This window comes from Umezawaea tangerina (genome assembly GCF_003002815.1).
Lineage (GTDB): Bacteria > Actinomycetota > Actinomycetes > Mycobacteriales > Pseudonocardiaceae > Umezawaea > Umezawaea tangerina.
In genome coordinates this window covers 416,988-431,084 of the sequence record NZ_PVTF01000006.1, presented here as the reverse complement: position 1 = coordinate 431,084, position 14,097 = coordinate 416,988, and the positions used below count along the sequence as shown (strand labels likewise).

Here is a 14,097-nt window from a genome sequence, read left to right as displayed (position 1 = left end):
ACCCCCACCCCGTCCGGTCAGGGGGTGTGCGACGGGTGGCCCTCGATCCGGTCGCGGATCTCCGCGGGCGTGCCGCCGGTCGGGCCGGCCCAGGTCAGGTGGTGCTCGACCATGATGGCCAGCGCCTCCTCCCAGGCGGCGCGGGCGGTGTCCAGGTCCTGCAGCGCGGCCCTCGCGTCACCCAGCAGCACCAGGTCGTTGACCTCGCCCCGGCGCTCGTGCACGCCCCGGTGCAGCACCAGCGCGGCCATCAGGTGGGTGGCCGCGATCTCCGGTCTGCCGAGCACGAGGTGGGCCTCGCCGAGCGTGGCGAAGCTGCTCGCCGTGCCGTTGCGGTCGCCGATCTCCCGGTACAGGGCGGCCGACCTGGTGAGCAGGGCGATCGCCGCCTCCGGTTGGCCCAGGCGCAGCTTGCACTCGCCGATGCCCTCGATGGACAGCGCCATGCCGTGGTCGTTGGCCATGGCCCGGTGCCCTTCCAGCGCGTTCTGGTAGTACTCCAGCGCGGTCGGGTAGTCGGCGATGCCGGAGGGACCCGTGTAGGAGAGGACGTCGGCGATGTTGCGCTGCACGTAGGGTCTCTCGCTGTCCCAGCCGAGCTCCTCGATCAGGGGCTCGGCCTCGCGCAGGAGCGCCAGCGCGCGCTGGTTGTCGGCGAGGTAGTAGTAGGCGCCCGCCAGGCTCCGCTGGGCGCGGACCTCGCCGTACCGGTCGCCCGCCTCGCGCGCGGCCTTCAGCCCGAGCTCCATGACCACCGACCAGCTGTGGTGCAGGCCGTGCCGTTGGTAGAACTGCTGCATGGTCAGCGCGAGCTGGCACGCCTTGGCGGGGGCGCCGTGGGTGATCGCGGTCGCGACCGAGCTCTCGACCACGTGCCGCTCGGCCCCGAACCACGCCAGCGCGTCGTCGTAGTCGCGGGCCGTCTCCGGTGTCACGCCCGGCAGCGGGTCGTCCAGCGGGACCGGCGGCCGGGGACCCCGCAGCAGCAGGTGGATGTTGTTCGCGGAGTGCAGCAGGTGGTCGAGCAGCCTGCTCTCCGCCTCGCGCCGCTCGTCGGCGGAGTCCAGCTCCGCGCCCAGCTCCAGCGCGTAGGCGCGGACGAGGTCGTGGAACTGGTAGCGGCCCGGCTTGTGCTCGGTCATCAGCCGCGTGCGGGTCAGCTCGGCCAGACCGGCCCGCGCCTCCCGCGGCGGCACGCCGAGCAGGCTGGCACCCGCGGCCAGCGAGATGTCCGGGCCCCAGTGCAGCGCGAGCATCCGGAACACGCGGGCCGACCCCGGCGTCAGCGTGCGGTAGGACCAGGAGAACACCGCGCGCAGGTCGCTCGTGTCGTCGAAGCCGAACGCGTCCAGGCTGCCCTGCGCGTCCTCCAGCTCCTTGGCGATCGAGGACAGCGGCACGTCCGGGTAGGTCGCCGCGCGGGCCGCGACCACGGCCAGCGCGAGCGGCAGCCGTCCGCACATCGCCACGATCCGGTCCACGGCCTCGGGCTCGCGGGCGCTGCGCGCCACCCCGAGCCGCAGCGCCACCATCGCGCGGGCCTCCGGGACCGGCATCGGGTCCAGCGTGAACGGGTGCGCGCCCTCGTCGGTGACCAGGTCGGTCAGCCGGTTGCGGCTGGTCGCGATCACCAGGCAGTGCGGCGAGTCGGGGAGCAGCGGCAGCACCTGCCGCACGTCGCGGGCGTTGTCGAGCACGACCAGCATCCGCTTGTCCCTGAGCAGGGCGCGGTACAGGCCGGTCTGCTCGGCCAGGTCGGCCGGGACGCGGTCGCCGGGCGCGCCCAGCGCGTACAGGAACCCGCGCAGCACCTCGGCGGGCTCCACGGCGGACCCGCCGGGGTCGAAGCCGCGCAGGTTCACGAACAGCTGGCCGTCCGGGTAGCGGTTGGCGACCTCGTAGGCCAGCCGCACGGCGACCGTGGTCTTGCCCGCCCCCGGCATGCCGTCGATCAGCGCGATCGTCATCGGCAGGTCCGCGGCGTCCAGGGCGGTCAGCATCCGGGTCAGGTCCCCGTCCCGACCGCTGAACGTCGACAGGTCCCTCGGCAGCTGCGCCGGCCGCACCACCGGGGGCTCCGCCTCGGCGGGGGCGCCGATGGGGACCTGCTGGCGCAGCACCCGCCGCTGCGCGTCGCGCAGCGCGGGCCCCGGATCCACTCCGAGCTCGGCGGCGAGGCGGGCGGCCGTCGACCGGTACTCCGCCAGCGCCTCCGCCTGGTGCCCGGAGGCGCTGAGCAGCAGGACCAGCCGCGCGTGCAGCTCCTCGTTCAACGGGTCGCGCGCGGCCACGGCCCGCACGGTCGGCAGCACGTCCCTGGCCAGCCCGCAGGCCAGGGCGGCGTCGGCGGCGTCGGTGGCCGCCGACAGGCACTCCCGGTCGACGGCCGTGAACGTCGGGTCCGCCCACGAGCTCGGCCGCAGCCCCAGCGCGCACGGTCCGCGCCACAGCCGCAGCGCCGCCACGTAGACCGCGACCGCCTCGGCGTTCCCACCGCGGGCTGCGGCCTCCGCGGCCCGCACGACCAGCGCGCGGAACCGCAGCACGTCGGTCGAGTCCGCGTCGACCAGCAGCCGGTAGCCGCTCCCGTCGCGCACCAGCCACCGCCCGGTCGCGCGCAGCGGCAGGTCCGGTTCGAGGACCCGGCGCAGCTGCCCGACGTGCCGGTGCACCACGTTCACCGCGCTGCTCGGCGCGTCCTCGTCCCACAGCGCGTCCACCAGCTCGCTCAACGGCACCGGCTGGCCCGCGCGCACGAGCAGCACCGCGAGCACCAGCCTCTGCTGCCGCGGGCCGAGGTCCAGCTCCTCGTCGCCGCGCCACGCGCGCAGCGGCCCCAGCACCGAGAACCGCATCCCCGTCGAACTGGTCCGCGCAGCCGAGTCCACCAGATACCTTCCGCTGTCCGAGGAGCGCAGGATATCCGCACAATGGTCCACTGACGGCCAGTGCGGTGGACGGACTCACCAGTAGGTAGGACAAGGCGGCTCCCGCCCGCAGCACACGTCCCAGGTCTGGTCCGGGTGGGACAGTGGTCCACCGGCCGCCGCGGGTCAGCAGTTCGGCGGCAGCCACCCCGGTTCGGCGACCACGCGGTCCGGTGGCGCGGACATGGTGTTCGACCGCGCGCCGTAGCTGAACCCGACGAGCGAGCCGGGGCAGACGCGCAGGGCTCCCGGACCTCCGCCGGTCCCGCTGCCCCGCCACGCCACCGGGTCGACGCCGACCCGCCACACCTTCCAGTGCGCCTTGCCGTCGACGTGCCCGTCGCACGCGTCGGCCGCCGCCGCGGGCACGCCCTCGATCCGGCAGACGTAACCCCGGTCGCCGTACGGACCGGTGGACGTCCCCGCGCGCACCGCGAGCCCGGTCCGTTCGAGCGCGGTCCGGGCGTCGCCGGAGTCACCGGGTGCGCAGCGCACCACGAGCCCGTCGGGCAGGTCGACCGCGACCGCCACCCCGGTGCACGCGGGAGTCGCGGCGGCGGGGGTCGGCACGACGAGGACCAGCAGCGCGGCGGCCAGCACGGGGCGAAAGGGCACCGGCCGCACCTTACGGAGACCGGTCCGCACGCGCCCGTGGACAGGGAGTAGCGGAGATCACCCGGTCGAGCGCCGGAAACCGGTGCGATTGCTGGATGTTTGAACTGTATGTCCATTTCAGGGGTCTTGCCGGAAGGATCACCCGCGTCCCACGATGTGCGAACTCATCTCAGGCGTCACCTGACCAGGTGATCATGCTGACCGTCCGTCGAGGGCCGACCGGTTCTCCGCGGCGTCCGAAAGGTTCTGATCGTGGCACGCAGAGGCCTCCTCACCGCTCTCCTCCCGTTGGCGCTCGCCGTCACCGTCGTGACGACCGGGGGGACCGCGCAGTCGCAGGTGCCCAGCCAGAGCCCGATCGACGTGACGCTCGGCTCGATCAGGATCGACCCTGGCCTGCCGAAGCTGCACGTCGCCTACGGGCACTCCGACCTGGAGCTGGAGTACATCCGCAAGGACGCCGCGAGCGCCACCGGGTGCACCACGCGCGACCATGAGGAGACCGAGGAGGCCTTCGTCACGCCCGGCGCCGCCCACGTCACGCTCGCCGGTGTCCGCTACGAGCTGGAGCAGTTCCACTTCCACACGCCGTCCGAGCACAGGTTCGCGGGCCGCTCCGACCCGTTGGAGATGCACTTCGTGCACCGCAGCGCCGAGGGCGGGCTGCTGGTGATCGGCGTGCCGCTGCGCGCGGGCGCACCGTCCACCGTGGACAAGGTGCTGGCGCACCTCACCCCCGAGTGCGGTGAGGACGTGCTGGTCCGGGACGTCGACCTCGACTCGCTGCTGCCCGTCAACCGCGCCACCTTCCGCTACAACGGGTCGCTGACCACCGCGCCGTTCACCGAGGGCGTGCAGTGGTTCCTGACCACCGAGAAGACGGTGTCGCCCGCGACCATCGCCCGGTTCCAGGCGCTGTTCACGGCGGGCAACGCCCGTGCGACCCAGCCGCTCAACGGCCGGACGGTGACCGAGGCCCCGCGCATCTGAGTCCGGTGGTGGGAGCGGGGGCCGTCCGAGGAAGTGGGACGGCCCCCGCTCCGTTATCGGGAGGCGTGACGGCGGACGCCGATGGCACGATGGGCGTTGTGTCCGGAACGCTGACCCCCGAGGACCTGGCCGCCCGCACCGCACGGGCCGTCGCCGCCGCCGTCGGTGCGGGCCGTGAGCTGGGGCTGGAGGTCGGCGAGCCGGAGGTCCTGCACGACGTGTTCTCGGTCGTCGTGCACCTCGCCCCGGCACCCGTGGTCGTGCGCGTGCCCACCGTCCTGCCCCCATCGCTGCGGGCCGACCTCGCCGCTCGGCAACGCCGTCAGCGCCACGAGCTGGACGTGGTCGGATGGCTTGCCGCGCAGGGCTTCCCGGTCATCCCGCCCAGTCCGCTGGTGCCCCGTTCGCCGGTCGTGCGCGACGGGTTCTCGATGACGTTCTGGCGGTTCGTCGAGGTCGAGGAGCGCGAGCCCGACTACGCCCGCAACGCCGCCTCGACGGTCGCCCTGCACGCCGCCCTGCGCGAGTACCCCGGTGAGCTGCCGTTCCTGTCGTCGTTCGACGGCTCGATCGGGGAGAGCCTCGACGTCCTGGAAGCCCACCCCGAGCTGCTCGCCCCGGCCGACCTGGAGCGCGCCCGGCACGAGTGGGCCGGGCTCGAACCGGCGTTCACCTCCCGCGCGGGCTTCGCCGCGGCGTTCCCCGGCGTCGCCGTGCAGACCGTGCACGGCGACTCTCCGCCGTACAACCTCGTCCACACCGCGGGTGGTGACCTGCACGCCGACTTCGAGCTCGTGACCACGGGTCCGGTCGAGCTCGACCTCGCCATGATCGGACCGGAGGCCGAGGACGCCTACGACGAGGCGGCCACCGAGCTCGGCCTGCCGACCCTGGACCGCCGGGTGCTGGCCGCGGTGAACGCCGCGGCCCAGCTCCAGGTCGTGGCCTGCCTCGCCCTGGTCCCCGAGCTGCCGATCCTGGCCGAGGGCCTCAAGCCCGCGCTCGACCTCTGGCGCGGCACCCCGCCCGGCTGACGGTCAGCCCATCGTCCTCTGGCCGTCGATCGACTCGCGCAGGATGTCGGCGTGCCCGGCGTGCTGCGAGGTCTCGGCGATCAGGTGCAGGAACACCCGGCGCGCCGACCAGCTCTTGCCCTTCTCGAACCACGGCGCCACGGGCAGCGGGTGCCCCGCGTCCAGGTCGGGCAGCGTCGCGATGACCTCGTCGGTCTCGCGCGCCACCTCCTCGTACCGCTCGAGCAGCCCGGCGATGGTCTCGCCCGGCATCATCCGGTGCTGCTCGTCCCACGGCGTGCTGTCCTTCTCCATCAGCTCCGCGCCGCCCAGCACGAACCGCAGCCACGCGGCCTCGGTGTTCGCGACGTGCTTGATGAGCCCGCCGAGCGACAGCGCGCTCACCGTGGGGCTCAGCGCGGCCTGCTCGTCGGTCAGCCCCTGGGCGGTGTGCCGCAGGAAGAACCGGTGCTTGCCCAGCGTCTCCAACAGGTCCGCCCGCTCGCCGGTCGTCGTGGTGGTGAGGCTGCCGGTCATGGTGTCCGCCTTCGATCGTTCGGGTCCGTCGGTGATGACACTACGAGCGATCGCGGACAACTCCTGTCCTCGACGCGACGTGGATTTCCGCGGTCCGGACGCATCACCCGACAGGTGGCGGGGTACGCCGGAAACTAGGCTTGACCGCCACCCGCAGTGACCACGAGGAGACCACCGCATGGCATCGCGCACCGGACGACCGGACTCGCCACCGGACCTGGGGGTCCTGGCCGGGCGTCTCCTGTCGGCGGTGCAGCGGGACCTCTTCGCGACCCTGGCCGAGAAGGGCTTCGCCGACCTCCAGCCGCGGCACGGCACCGTGCTCGCCCACCTGCGCAGGGAAGGCGTGCGCGCCACCGACCTCTCGCGCGCGTCCGGCGTGCACAAGCAGGTGATCGGCACCGTCGTCGACGAGCTCGAACGCCTCGGCTACGTCGAGCGCCGCCCCGACCCGGCCGACCGCCGCGCGAAGCTCATCGTCCCCACCGGCCGCGGCCTCGACCAGATGCGCGCGGCCGACACCTTCATGACCGCGATGGAACGCCGCCACGCCCGCCGCCTCGGCCCGGACGCCTACGCGCGGTTCAAGGCGCTGCTCGACGACGTCGCGGAACACCAGCGCCGCAAGGCTTCCCGCTGACAGCACGACGGCCGCGCCCACCTCGTGGTGGCCGCGGCCGTCGTGTTCCGCTTGTCGCGTCAGGCCTTCGTGGACGGGTCGATCACCGCGAACACGGCGCCCTGGTCGTCGCTGACGACGGCCGCGCGGCCGTTCGGGCTGTCGGTCGGGGGCATGACGACCCAGCCGCCGAGCTCGGCGACCTTGGCGACCGCGGCGTCGGTGTCGGCCACGGCGAAGTACGTCAGCCACGCCGAGGGCGCGTCGCCGAACGCGCTGCCGATGCCGCCGACGGTGTCGCCGCCCAGCGTGATGGTGGCGTACTGGGAGTCGTCGTCGCTCAGGTCGGCGTAGCTGTAGCCGAACACGTCGGCGTAGAACTTCTGGGAACCGTCGAAGTCCTGGGTGGTGTTCTCGCTCCAGGTGATGGAGCCGCTCTCACCGGTGACCTGGAGCCCGGTGTGGGACCCCGCCTGCCAGATGCCGAACATCGCGCCGGCGGTGTCGACCGCGATGGCGATCCGACCCTGGTCCTCCACGTCCATGGGCGCGACGACCACGTGCCCGCCTGCCTCGAAGATCTTGGCGGCGGTCGCGTCGGCGTCGTCCGTGGCGAGGTAGGTCGTCCACTGCGGCGGCTGGGCCATGTCCTGCTGGGCGCCCAGGCCAGCGGCGTTGCGGCCGCCGAGCGTGGCGGTCCAGTACCCGAGCACGGCGGTCTCCAGCTTGTCGACCTCCCACCCGAAGAGCGCCGAGTAGAACGCCGTGGACTTGTCGACGTCCGCGCCGAGGTCGGCCCAACACGGCGTTCCTGCGGGCCATGACGTCTCGCGTGTGACCATTTCTCGCCTCCGGGGAGTCACAAATGTGGTGCTCCAACGGTATTGCCGGGCACCTCGCGGTGTCGTCGGTCGCGGACGTCGACAGGGGTGGGCAGGGGGCAGGTTAGGGGGCCTCGAACAGGGTGCTCACCGACTCGCCGTTGTGGATGCGCCGCATGGCCTCGGCCAGCGGCCGGGCCACCGACAGCACCTTCAGCTTCGGCACGTGCTTCTCCGCGGCGATCGGCACGGTGTTCGTGCACACGATCTCCAGCACGTCCGGCTCCGCGCCGAGCCGTTCCAGCGCACCGTCGGAGAACAGGCCGTGCGTGCACGCGACGCGGATCGTGCCGCTTTCCCGTTCCCGCAACCGGTCCAGCAGCTCGACCACGGTGCTGCCCTTGGCGATCTCGTCGTCCAGGACGATCACGTCCTTGCCGCGCACCTGTCCGATGACCGCGCTGATGTGCACCTTGTCGTCGGCGAACCGCTGCTTCGCGCCCGCCGCGACCGGCACGCCCAGGATGCGGGCGAAGTGCGCGGCCTCCTTGGCGTTGCCGAGGTCGGGGGAGACCACGACGGTGTTGCCCAGGTCGTACTGCTTGAAGTGCGCGGCGAGCTCGCGCAGGGCGTGCAGGTGGTCGACGGGGATGCTGAAGAACCCGTGCACCTGCGGCGAGTGCAGGGTCATCGCCAGCACCCGGTTCGCACCCGCCGTGACGAGCAGGTCGGCGACCAGCCGGGCACCGATCGAGATGCGCGGCGCGTCCTTCTTGTCCGACCGGGCGTAGGCGTAGTGGGGCATCACGACCGTGGTGCGGGCCGCGGAGGCGCCGCGGGCGGCGTCGAGCATCAGCAGCAGCTCGACCAGGTTCTCCTGGACGGGTGGGACCAGCGGCTGGATGATGAAGACGTCCCGCTCGCGGCAGTTCGCCTGGAGCTGGACCTCCAGGCAGTCGTTCGCGAACCGCTGGACGCGGGTGGGCAGTAGTGGCGTGCCGAGGTGGGTGCAGATCTCGGCGGCGAGTTCGGGATGGGCAGTGCCGGTGAATACCGCGATGTCACGCACCTGATCAGCCTAATCGCGGGTGGCCGCGGCGCTCCTCGGCGGGCGCGCCGGATCGTGTGATACTCCGCCGATGGAGCTGCGCCACCTGGAGTACTTCGTCGCGGTCGCCGAGGAGCTGAGCTTCACCCGCGCCTCGCGCAGGCTGCGGGTCGTGCAGTCCGGCGTGTCCACGGTGATCCGCGCGCTGGAGCGCGAACTCGGTGCGCCCCTGTTCGACCGGTCCACCCGCGACGTGGCCCTCACCGACGCTGGGCGTGCCCTGCTGCGCGAGGCGCGCGTGACGCTCGACGCCGCGCAGGCGGCCCGCGACGCCGTGCAGGAGGTCGTCGAGGGCGTCCGGGGCACGATCAACCTCGGCACGATGACCGGGCTGTCGCTGGTCGACCTGCCGGGGCTGCTCGGCCGCTACCACCTCGAGCACCCCGAGGTGACGATCAGGCTGCGCGCCGCCACGAGCGGGACGAGCGGCCTCGCGAAGTCCCTTGTGGACGGTGAGCTGGACGTGGCCTTCCTGGCGTTGGCCGACTCCCCGCCCGCCGGGTTGGCCGCCCGCGAGCTGGTGGTGGTCCCGATGGTGCTGCTGGTCCGCGACGACCACCCGCTGGCGCGGCGGGACCGGGTGCGGCTGACCGACCTCGCGCACCTGGAGTTCGTGGACACCCCGCCCGGCTGGGGCAACCGCGTGATCGTCGACCGGGCGTTCGCGGCGGCGGGGGTCGAGCGGAGGGTCACCGTGGAGGTGGCCAACCTCGGCGCGGTGCCGGACTACGTGCACCAGGGCCTCGGCGTCGCGCTGGTGCCGGACTGGGACCTCGGCTGCGCGGACGACGTGCACCCGATCGCACTGTCCGGAGTGGACCTGAGGTGGACGCTGTCCCTCGCGACCTCCGGGACCAGGCGACCGAGTGCCGCGCTGCGGGCCCTGCTGGCCATGGTCGACCAGTACGTCCGCGCTAGTCCTTGAGCAGCCTGCGCCCGGCGGCCACCGAGATGACGAGCACCGCGGCGGAGAACCCGAGCAGCGCGTACCTCGTGGCGACGAACTGGGTGGCGGCACCGAGGATCAGGACGGGCACCACAAGCCCGACGTAACCCGCCAGGAACAGCCCCGCCAGCGCTTCACCGCGCGAGGTGGGCGACGACAGCGCGGCGACCGTCGAGACGGAACCCTTGAACAGCACGCCGATTCCCGCGCCCGCGGCGACACCGCCGACGAGGAACAGCGGCAGGCTCACCACGAACATCGACAGCGTGACGACCGCCAGCCCGACGCCCATCGTCGCGATCCCGATCGCCAGCTGGTGGCGGGTCTTCCTGCGGCGGAACAGGATCTGGGTCGACGCGGCCGCACCGAACACCAGGAACGCCACCGCACCGGCGAGCGCGCGCGAGGGCAGGTGCAGGGTGGTCGCGACGAACGCGGGCGCCAGCGACGTGAACAGGCCGAGGGTGGCGAAGGCCGCGAACGCGGCGGCACCGGCGGCGAAGTAGTGCGCCCGCGCCAGTTCCGGCACCGACACCCGCTGCGGCCGGTAGGTCCGCGACTCCACGGCGACCGTCTCCGGCACGAACCCGACCGCGGCGGCGCTCACCAGCAGCAGCACCAGGAACACGGCGTACGACGTGGTCAACGGGCCCGTGGCGTACTGGGCGAGCACGCCGGAGACCAGCGGCCCGACGCCGAGCCCGCCGAGGTTCGCGGCCGTGGCGACCAGTTCGGCGCGCCCCAGCCCGGCGTGCGGCCGGTGCGTCCGGTGCAGCTCGGACAGGTAGGCCGCCGCGGTCGCGGTGAGCATGCCGACGCCGACACCGGTCAGCAGCCGGGCGACGAACAGCTCGGGTACCGTCGTGGCGACCACGAACAGCACAGCCGCTGCTGCCTCCAGCAGCAGCGCCAAGACGAGGACCTTGCGCCTGCCCACCCAGTCGCTGACGTGGCCCGCGAGGAACAGGCTGAGCACCACGCCGATCGCGTACGCGGCGAACAGCACCGTGACGACGAACGACGAGAAGTGGTCGCGCTGCTGGTAGAGCACGTAGAGCGGGGTCGGCACGGTGGAGAAGGCCATCGCGACGAGGAACGCGGCGGCGATCACCCAGAAGCCGGGGCCCGCGCCGACCGGGCGGCGGCTCGGCGCCCCGGTGTCGGGGAGCGCGGTGGTGGTGTTCGCCATGACGGGTGCCTCCTGGACGTGGAATTCGACGTCACCAGCGTGTGCCCGGACTGTCATCACGTCCAACGAAAATTGCTGCTGGTATTGATCTCGTTCATTGATAAGTACAGGTCGGAGGAATGGTCATCGGATGATGATGACCGCTGTCACAGCAGGTCGCGCCGTTGTCGACCGGACCGGAATCCCTCTGCGGGAAAAAGGTCGGAGAACAAACTGACCGTTAAGTCAGCTGGGTTATGGTTGCTCGGTGGTGAACGACGAGTCCCCGCTGGACGACCCCCTGCTCACGACCTTCGGCCACCTCATCGAGGTGTCGGGCAGGCTCCAGCGAACACTCGGGCAGGTGCTGGAGGAGCGCGAGTCGCTTCCGTTGGGGTGGCTCGAAGTGCTGCTGCGGCTGGCGCGTTCCGAGGACGGGCAGTTGGCCATGGGTGTGCTGGCGGCCCAGATCGTGCTCACCACCGGCGGGGTCACCCGGCTGGTCGACCGCATGGAGTCGGCGGGGTACGTCGAGCGACGCCCGTGCCCGGACGACCGTCGGGTGCTGTTCGCGGGCATCACCGCGGCGGGCACGCGCAAGCTGGAAAGCGTCGCGGGACTGCACGCCGAGGGCCTGCACCAGGCGTTCGCCGTGCTCACGGCCAAGGAGGTCGTCACGTTCGACCGCCTGCTGGTCAAGCTCAAGGCGACGACGGAGCTCTGAGCCCGCGGCCGACGTGGTGCGGCGGGACGCGGTCCCGCCACGGCAGCGCGTCCTCCAACTGGCGGGCGACCCGGAACAGCAGGTCCTCGCGACCGGTCGGCGCGACGAGCTGCACACCGATCGGGAGCCCGTTCGCGCTGTGCCCCAGGGGAAGGCTCAGCGCGGGCTGCCCGGAGATGTTGAACACCAGGGTGAACGGGCCGTAGGCGAAGACCGAGTCGAGCCAGCTCGTCACGGTGTGCTCGGGGTCGTCGTAGCGCAAAGCGCCGTGCGGCAGCGGAAGCCGTCCGAGCGTCGGCGTGACCAGCAGGTCGTGGTCGGTGAAGAACGCGCCCACCGAACGGCTCACGGTGTTCTGCGCGTCGAACCCGGCGACCAGGTCGAGCGCCGACGCGGTCCCGGCCAGCTCCAGGATCCGCCGCAACACCGCCTCCATCCGAGCCGGGTCGGGGCGTCGGGGAGCGGTCAGGAACGGTGCGCCCAAAGCGATCACCTGCACCACGGCCGCGCGCAGGGCGGTGTCCCAGTCGACCGCGGGACTCGCCTCCACGACGACGTGCCCGAGTCCTTCCAGGACCCGGCCCGCGCGCACGGCCGCCGCGGCCACCTCGGGGTCCACCGCCACGCCCGACCACGCCCGCGTCGTCACCGCGACCCGCAGCGGCCCGGTGCCCGGCTCGGAGGGAAGGGGAGGGGCGCCGTACTTGTCGCCGACACCCGGCCCGGCGACGGCGTGGAGCAGCGCCTCGGCGTCGCGGACCGTGCGGGTGAGGACGAAGTCGGACGACGTGCCGAACACCGCCTCCCCCAGGTCCGGCCCGCACGGCGTGCGCCCCCGGCTCGGCTTCAGCCCGACCAGGCCGCAGCACGACGCGGGCACCCGGATCGACCCGGCCGAGTCGTTCGCGTGCGCCACCGGCACCGCGCCTGCCGCCACCAGCGCCGCGGCCCCGCCGCTCGATCCGCCGACCCCGCGGTCGAGTGCCCACGGGTTGCGCGTCGGACCGTGCCTGACCGACTCGGTGGAGAAGCTGACCGCCAGCTCGGGCACGGTCGTCAGGCCGAGGGCGACCAGGCCCGCGGCGCGGAACCGGGCCATCAGCTCGTGGTCGTGGCGCGCGACGACGCCAGGTCCCAGGCTGTTGCTGCCGAGGAAGAACGGCACGCCTTCGGCGAACGGCCCGCTGTCCTTGATGAGGAAGGGAACACCGGCGAACGGTCCGTCGTCCGCGTGCGCCAGTGCGGGGGAGAAGAGCGGCACCGCCAGCCCGTTCACGTCGGCGTTCGCCCGTTCCAGTGCTTGGCGCGCAACGGTTTCCACTTCCTCGGCGCTGACCTCGTGCGCGCCGATCAGCTCCCGCAGTCCGACGGCGTCCAGGTTCGCGTACTCGTGCAGTTCCACGTCGCCAGTCTGCGACGCCGCCGTGCGCGCGAAAATCCCACGACTTGGGGATGTCCGCGGCCCACACTGGCGTGATGAGCACCGTGGCCGAGCTGGGCGCCGAGATCTCCGAGCGGGTCGGGCGGTGGGTGCCGCACGACGGCTACCTGCTGGTCGGCCTCGACCCGGTCACCGGCGCCGGGTGCTTCCTCGCCGAGGAGAACGCCTACGGCCCGTCGGCGAAGCGGGAGCTGGAGATCGAGGAGGCGGCGTCCGGCCCGAGCCCGTGGCGCACACCCGGCCCCGTGCTCCGACTGGGCCCGGACGCGACCGTCCGGCACGGCCCGCAGGTGCGCTCGGCCATGGCCGCCGACGGGTTCGGTGCCGCGCTACGGGTCGCCGTCCGATGGGGCGAGCTGGTGCTGCTGCGTGGCCACGGACGTTCGTTCACCACCGCCGAGTCCGCCGCCGTCGAACGCCTGGTCACCCCCTTGGCCGACCGCGTGCGGCGCTTCGTGACGGACAACCCCCTCCACCCGGTCCACCACAGCCCGCCGGGCGTCGTGGTCGTGAACTCCGCCGACGAGATCACGACCAGCACACCCAGCGCCCGCGCGGCACTGCGCGCCCTGACCTCGAGCGGCAACCTGCTCGACCCGATCCGCAACATCACCCACCTCGCCCGCCAAGCCCCCACCCTCAGCCGCCTCCCCACCCCCACCGGCTGGCTAGCCCTGCACGCGGAACGCACCGCCCCCGCCCCCGACACCGACGTCGTCATCACCATCCAACCCGCCGCCGGTACAGTCCTCCTACCAGCCGTGGCCGCGTGGTACGGCATCACACCGGCGGAACGCACGATCATCGAACAGGCCTTGCAGGGCCTACCCGGCAAGCAGATCGCCCGCAGACTCCACCTCTCACCGCACACCGTGAACGACCACTTCAAATCCATATACCGCAAGACCCACGTACACAGCCGCGAAGAACTACTCGCCGGCCTCGGCTAGCTCCCCGCTCGCCACGAGACCGAATCCCACTCCACGAATGCCTCGCCTAAGACAACTCCCATGCACCACCCCAGCCCCGACCATCGCGGCCACGGCCCGGTGCGGGGACGGGGCTGCCACGGATCGTGACCAGCGCCCGAGCCCACATAGGCATGCAGCCGGCCAGCCACGCCTTCCTGCCACTTCTTCCGGTCACGTGCTCCGGCCATGTCTCCTGGCCACCAACTGACCGCCTCCC

The 14,097-nt window shown here is 72.6% G+C and carries 13 protein-coding genes; 6 read left to right on the top strand and 7 right to left on the bottom strand.

The genetic code is table 11. The features are described 5' to 3' along the window. Nucleotides 1-17 precede the first annotated feature (17 nt). Nucleotides 18-2,888, bottom strand: coding sequence for an AfsR/SARP family transcriptional regulator (locus tag CLV43_RS22200; RefSeq protein WP_146174868.1), 2,871 nt, complete (start codon nt 2,886-2,888; stop codon nt 18-20). 165 nt (nt 2,889-3,053) lie between these two features. Then, nucleotides 3,054-3,542 (bottom strand): hypothetical protein, encoded by a 489-nt coding sequence (locus tag CLV43_RS22195; RefSeq protein ID WP_146174867.1) that lies wholly within the window; start codon nt 3,540-3,542, stop codon nt 3,054-3,056. 252 nt (nt 3,543-3,794) lie between these two features. On the opposite strand from CLV43_RS22195, the gene CLV43_RS22190 reads away from it, so the two are divergent. Both CLV43_RS22190 and CLV43_RS22185 read left to right on the top strand, forming a co-directional pair. Then, nucleotides 3,795-4,532, top strand: a complete 738-nt coding sequence (locus CLV43_RS22190) for a carbonic anhydrase family protein (RefSeq protein ID WP_170155963.1) — start codon at nt 3,795-3,797, stop codon at nt 4,530-4,532. 98 nt (nt 4,533-4,630) lie between these two features. Then, nucleotides 4,631-5,566, top strand: a complete 936-nt coding sequence (locus tag CLV43_RS22185) for a phosphotransferase (RefSeq protein ID WP_245886799.1) — start codon at nt 4,631-4,633, stop codon at nt 5,564-5,566. A 3-nt stretch (nt 5,567-5,569) separates the two neighbouring features. On the opposite strand, the gene CLV43_RS22180 is transcribed toward CLV43_RS22185, so the two are convergent. Further along, on the bottom strand, nt 5,570-6,082 hold the full coding sequence (locus tag CLV43_RS22180; RefSeq protein WP_106189351.1) for a DinB family protein: 513 nt from the start codon (nt 6,080-6,082) through the stop codon (nt 5,570-5,572). A gap of 178 nt (nt 6,083-6,260) precedes the next feature. Here CLV43_RS22180 and CLV43_RS22175 point away from each other — a divergent pair, with 178 nt between their 5' ends. Further along, nucleotides 6,261-6,722: a MarR family winged helix-turn-helix transcriptional regulator gene (locus CLV43_RS22175; protein WP_106189150.1), complete on the top strand. Its 462-nt coding sequence runs from the start codon at nt 6,261-6,263 to the stop codon at nt 6,720-6,722. Between the two features lie 59 nt (nt 6,723-6,781). Here the strand turns inward: CLV43_RS22175 and CLV43_RS22170 are convergent, their stop codons facing one another. Together CLV43_RS22170 and CLV43_RS22165 are read right to left on the bottom strand one after the other, a co-directional pair. Beyond that, on the bottom strand, nt 6,782-7,543 hold the full coding sequence (locus CLV43_RS22170; protein WP_106189149.1) for a VOC family protein: 762 nt from the start codon (nt 7,541-7,543) through the stop codon (nt 6,782-6,784). Between the two features lie 103 nt (nt 7,544-7,646). Further along, entirely contained in the window at nt 7,647-8,591 is a 945-nt protein-coding gene (locus CLV43_RS22165; RefSeq protein WP_106189148.1) for a ribose-phosphate diphosphokinase, read from the bottom strand. Between the two features lie 70 nt (nt 8,592-8,661). On the opposite strand from CLV43_RS22165, the gene CLV43_RS22160 reads away from it, so the two are divergent. Further along, nucleotides 8,662-9,555 (top strand): LysR family transcriptional regulator, encoded by an 894-nt coding sequence (locus tag CLV43_RS22160; RefSeq protein WP_106189147.1) that lies wholly within the window; start codon nt 8,662-8,664, stop codon nt 9,553-9,555. On the opposite strand, the gene CLV43_RS22155 is transcribed toward CLV43_RS22160, so the two are convergent. Then, complete coding sequence (locus CLV43_RS22155) at nt 9,545-10,765, bottom strand: MFS transporter (RefSeq protein WP_106189146.1); 1,221 nt, start codon at nt 10,763-10,765, stop codon at nt 9,545-9,547. The genes CLV43_RS22160 and CLV43_RS22155 overlap by 11 nt on opposite strands. A 247-nt stretch (nt 10,766-11,012) precedes the next feature. Here CLV43_RS22155 and CLV43_RS22150 point away from each other — a divergent pair, with 247 nt between their 5' ends. After that, the gene (locus CLV43_RS22150) at nt 11,013-11,468 is read left to right on the top strand and encodes a MarR family winged helix-turn-helix transcriptional regulator (protein ID WP_170155962.1); all 456 of its coding nucleotides are present in this window, start codon (nt 11,013-11,015) and stop codon (nt 11,466-11,468) included. Here the strand turns inward: CLV43_RS22150 and CLV43_RS22145 are convergent. Next, nucleotides 11,446-12,870: an amidase gene (locus CLV43_RS22145; RefSeq protein ID WP_106189144.1), complete on the bottom strand. Its 1,425-nt coding sequence runs from the start codon at nt 12,868-12,870 to the stop codon at nt 11,446-11,448. The two genes, CLV43_RS22150 and CLV43_RS22145, sit on opposite strands and share 23 nt — an antisense overlap. Before the next feature lie 74 nt (nt 12,871-12,944). On the opposite strand from CLV43_RS22145, the gene CLV43_RS22140 reads away from it, so the two are divergent. Further along, entirely contained in the window at nt 12,945-13,859 is a 915-nt protein-coding gene (locus CLV43_RS22140; protein WP_211304472.1) for a helix-turn-helix transcriptional regulator, read from the top strand. Nucleotides 13,860-14,097: the final 238 nt, after the last annotated feature.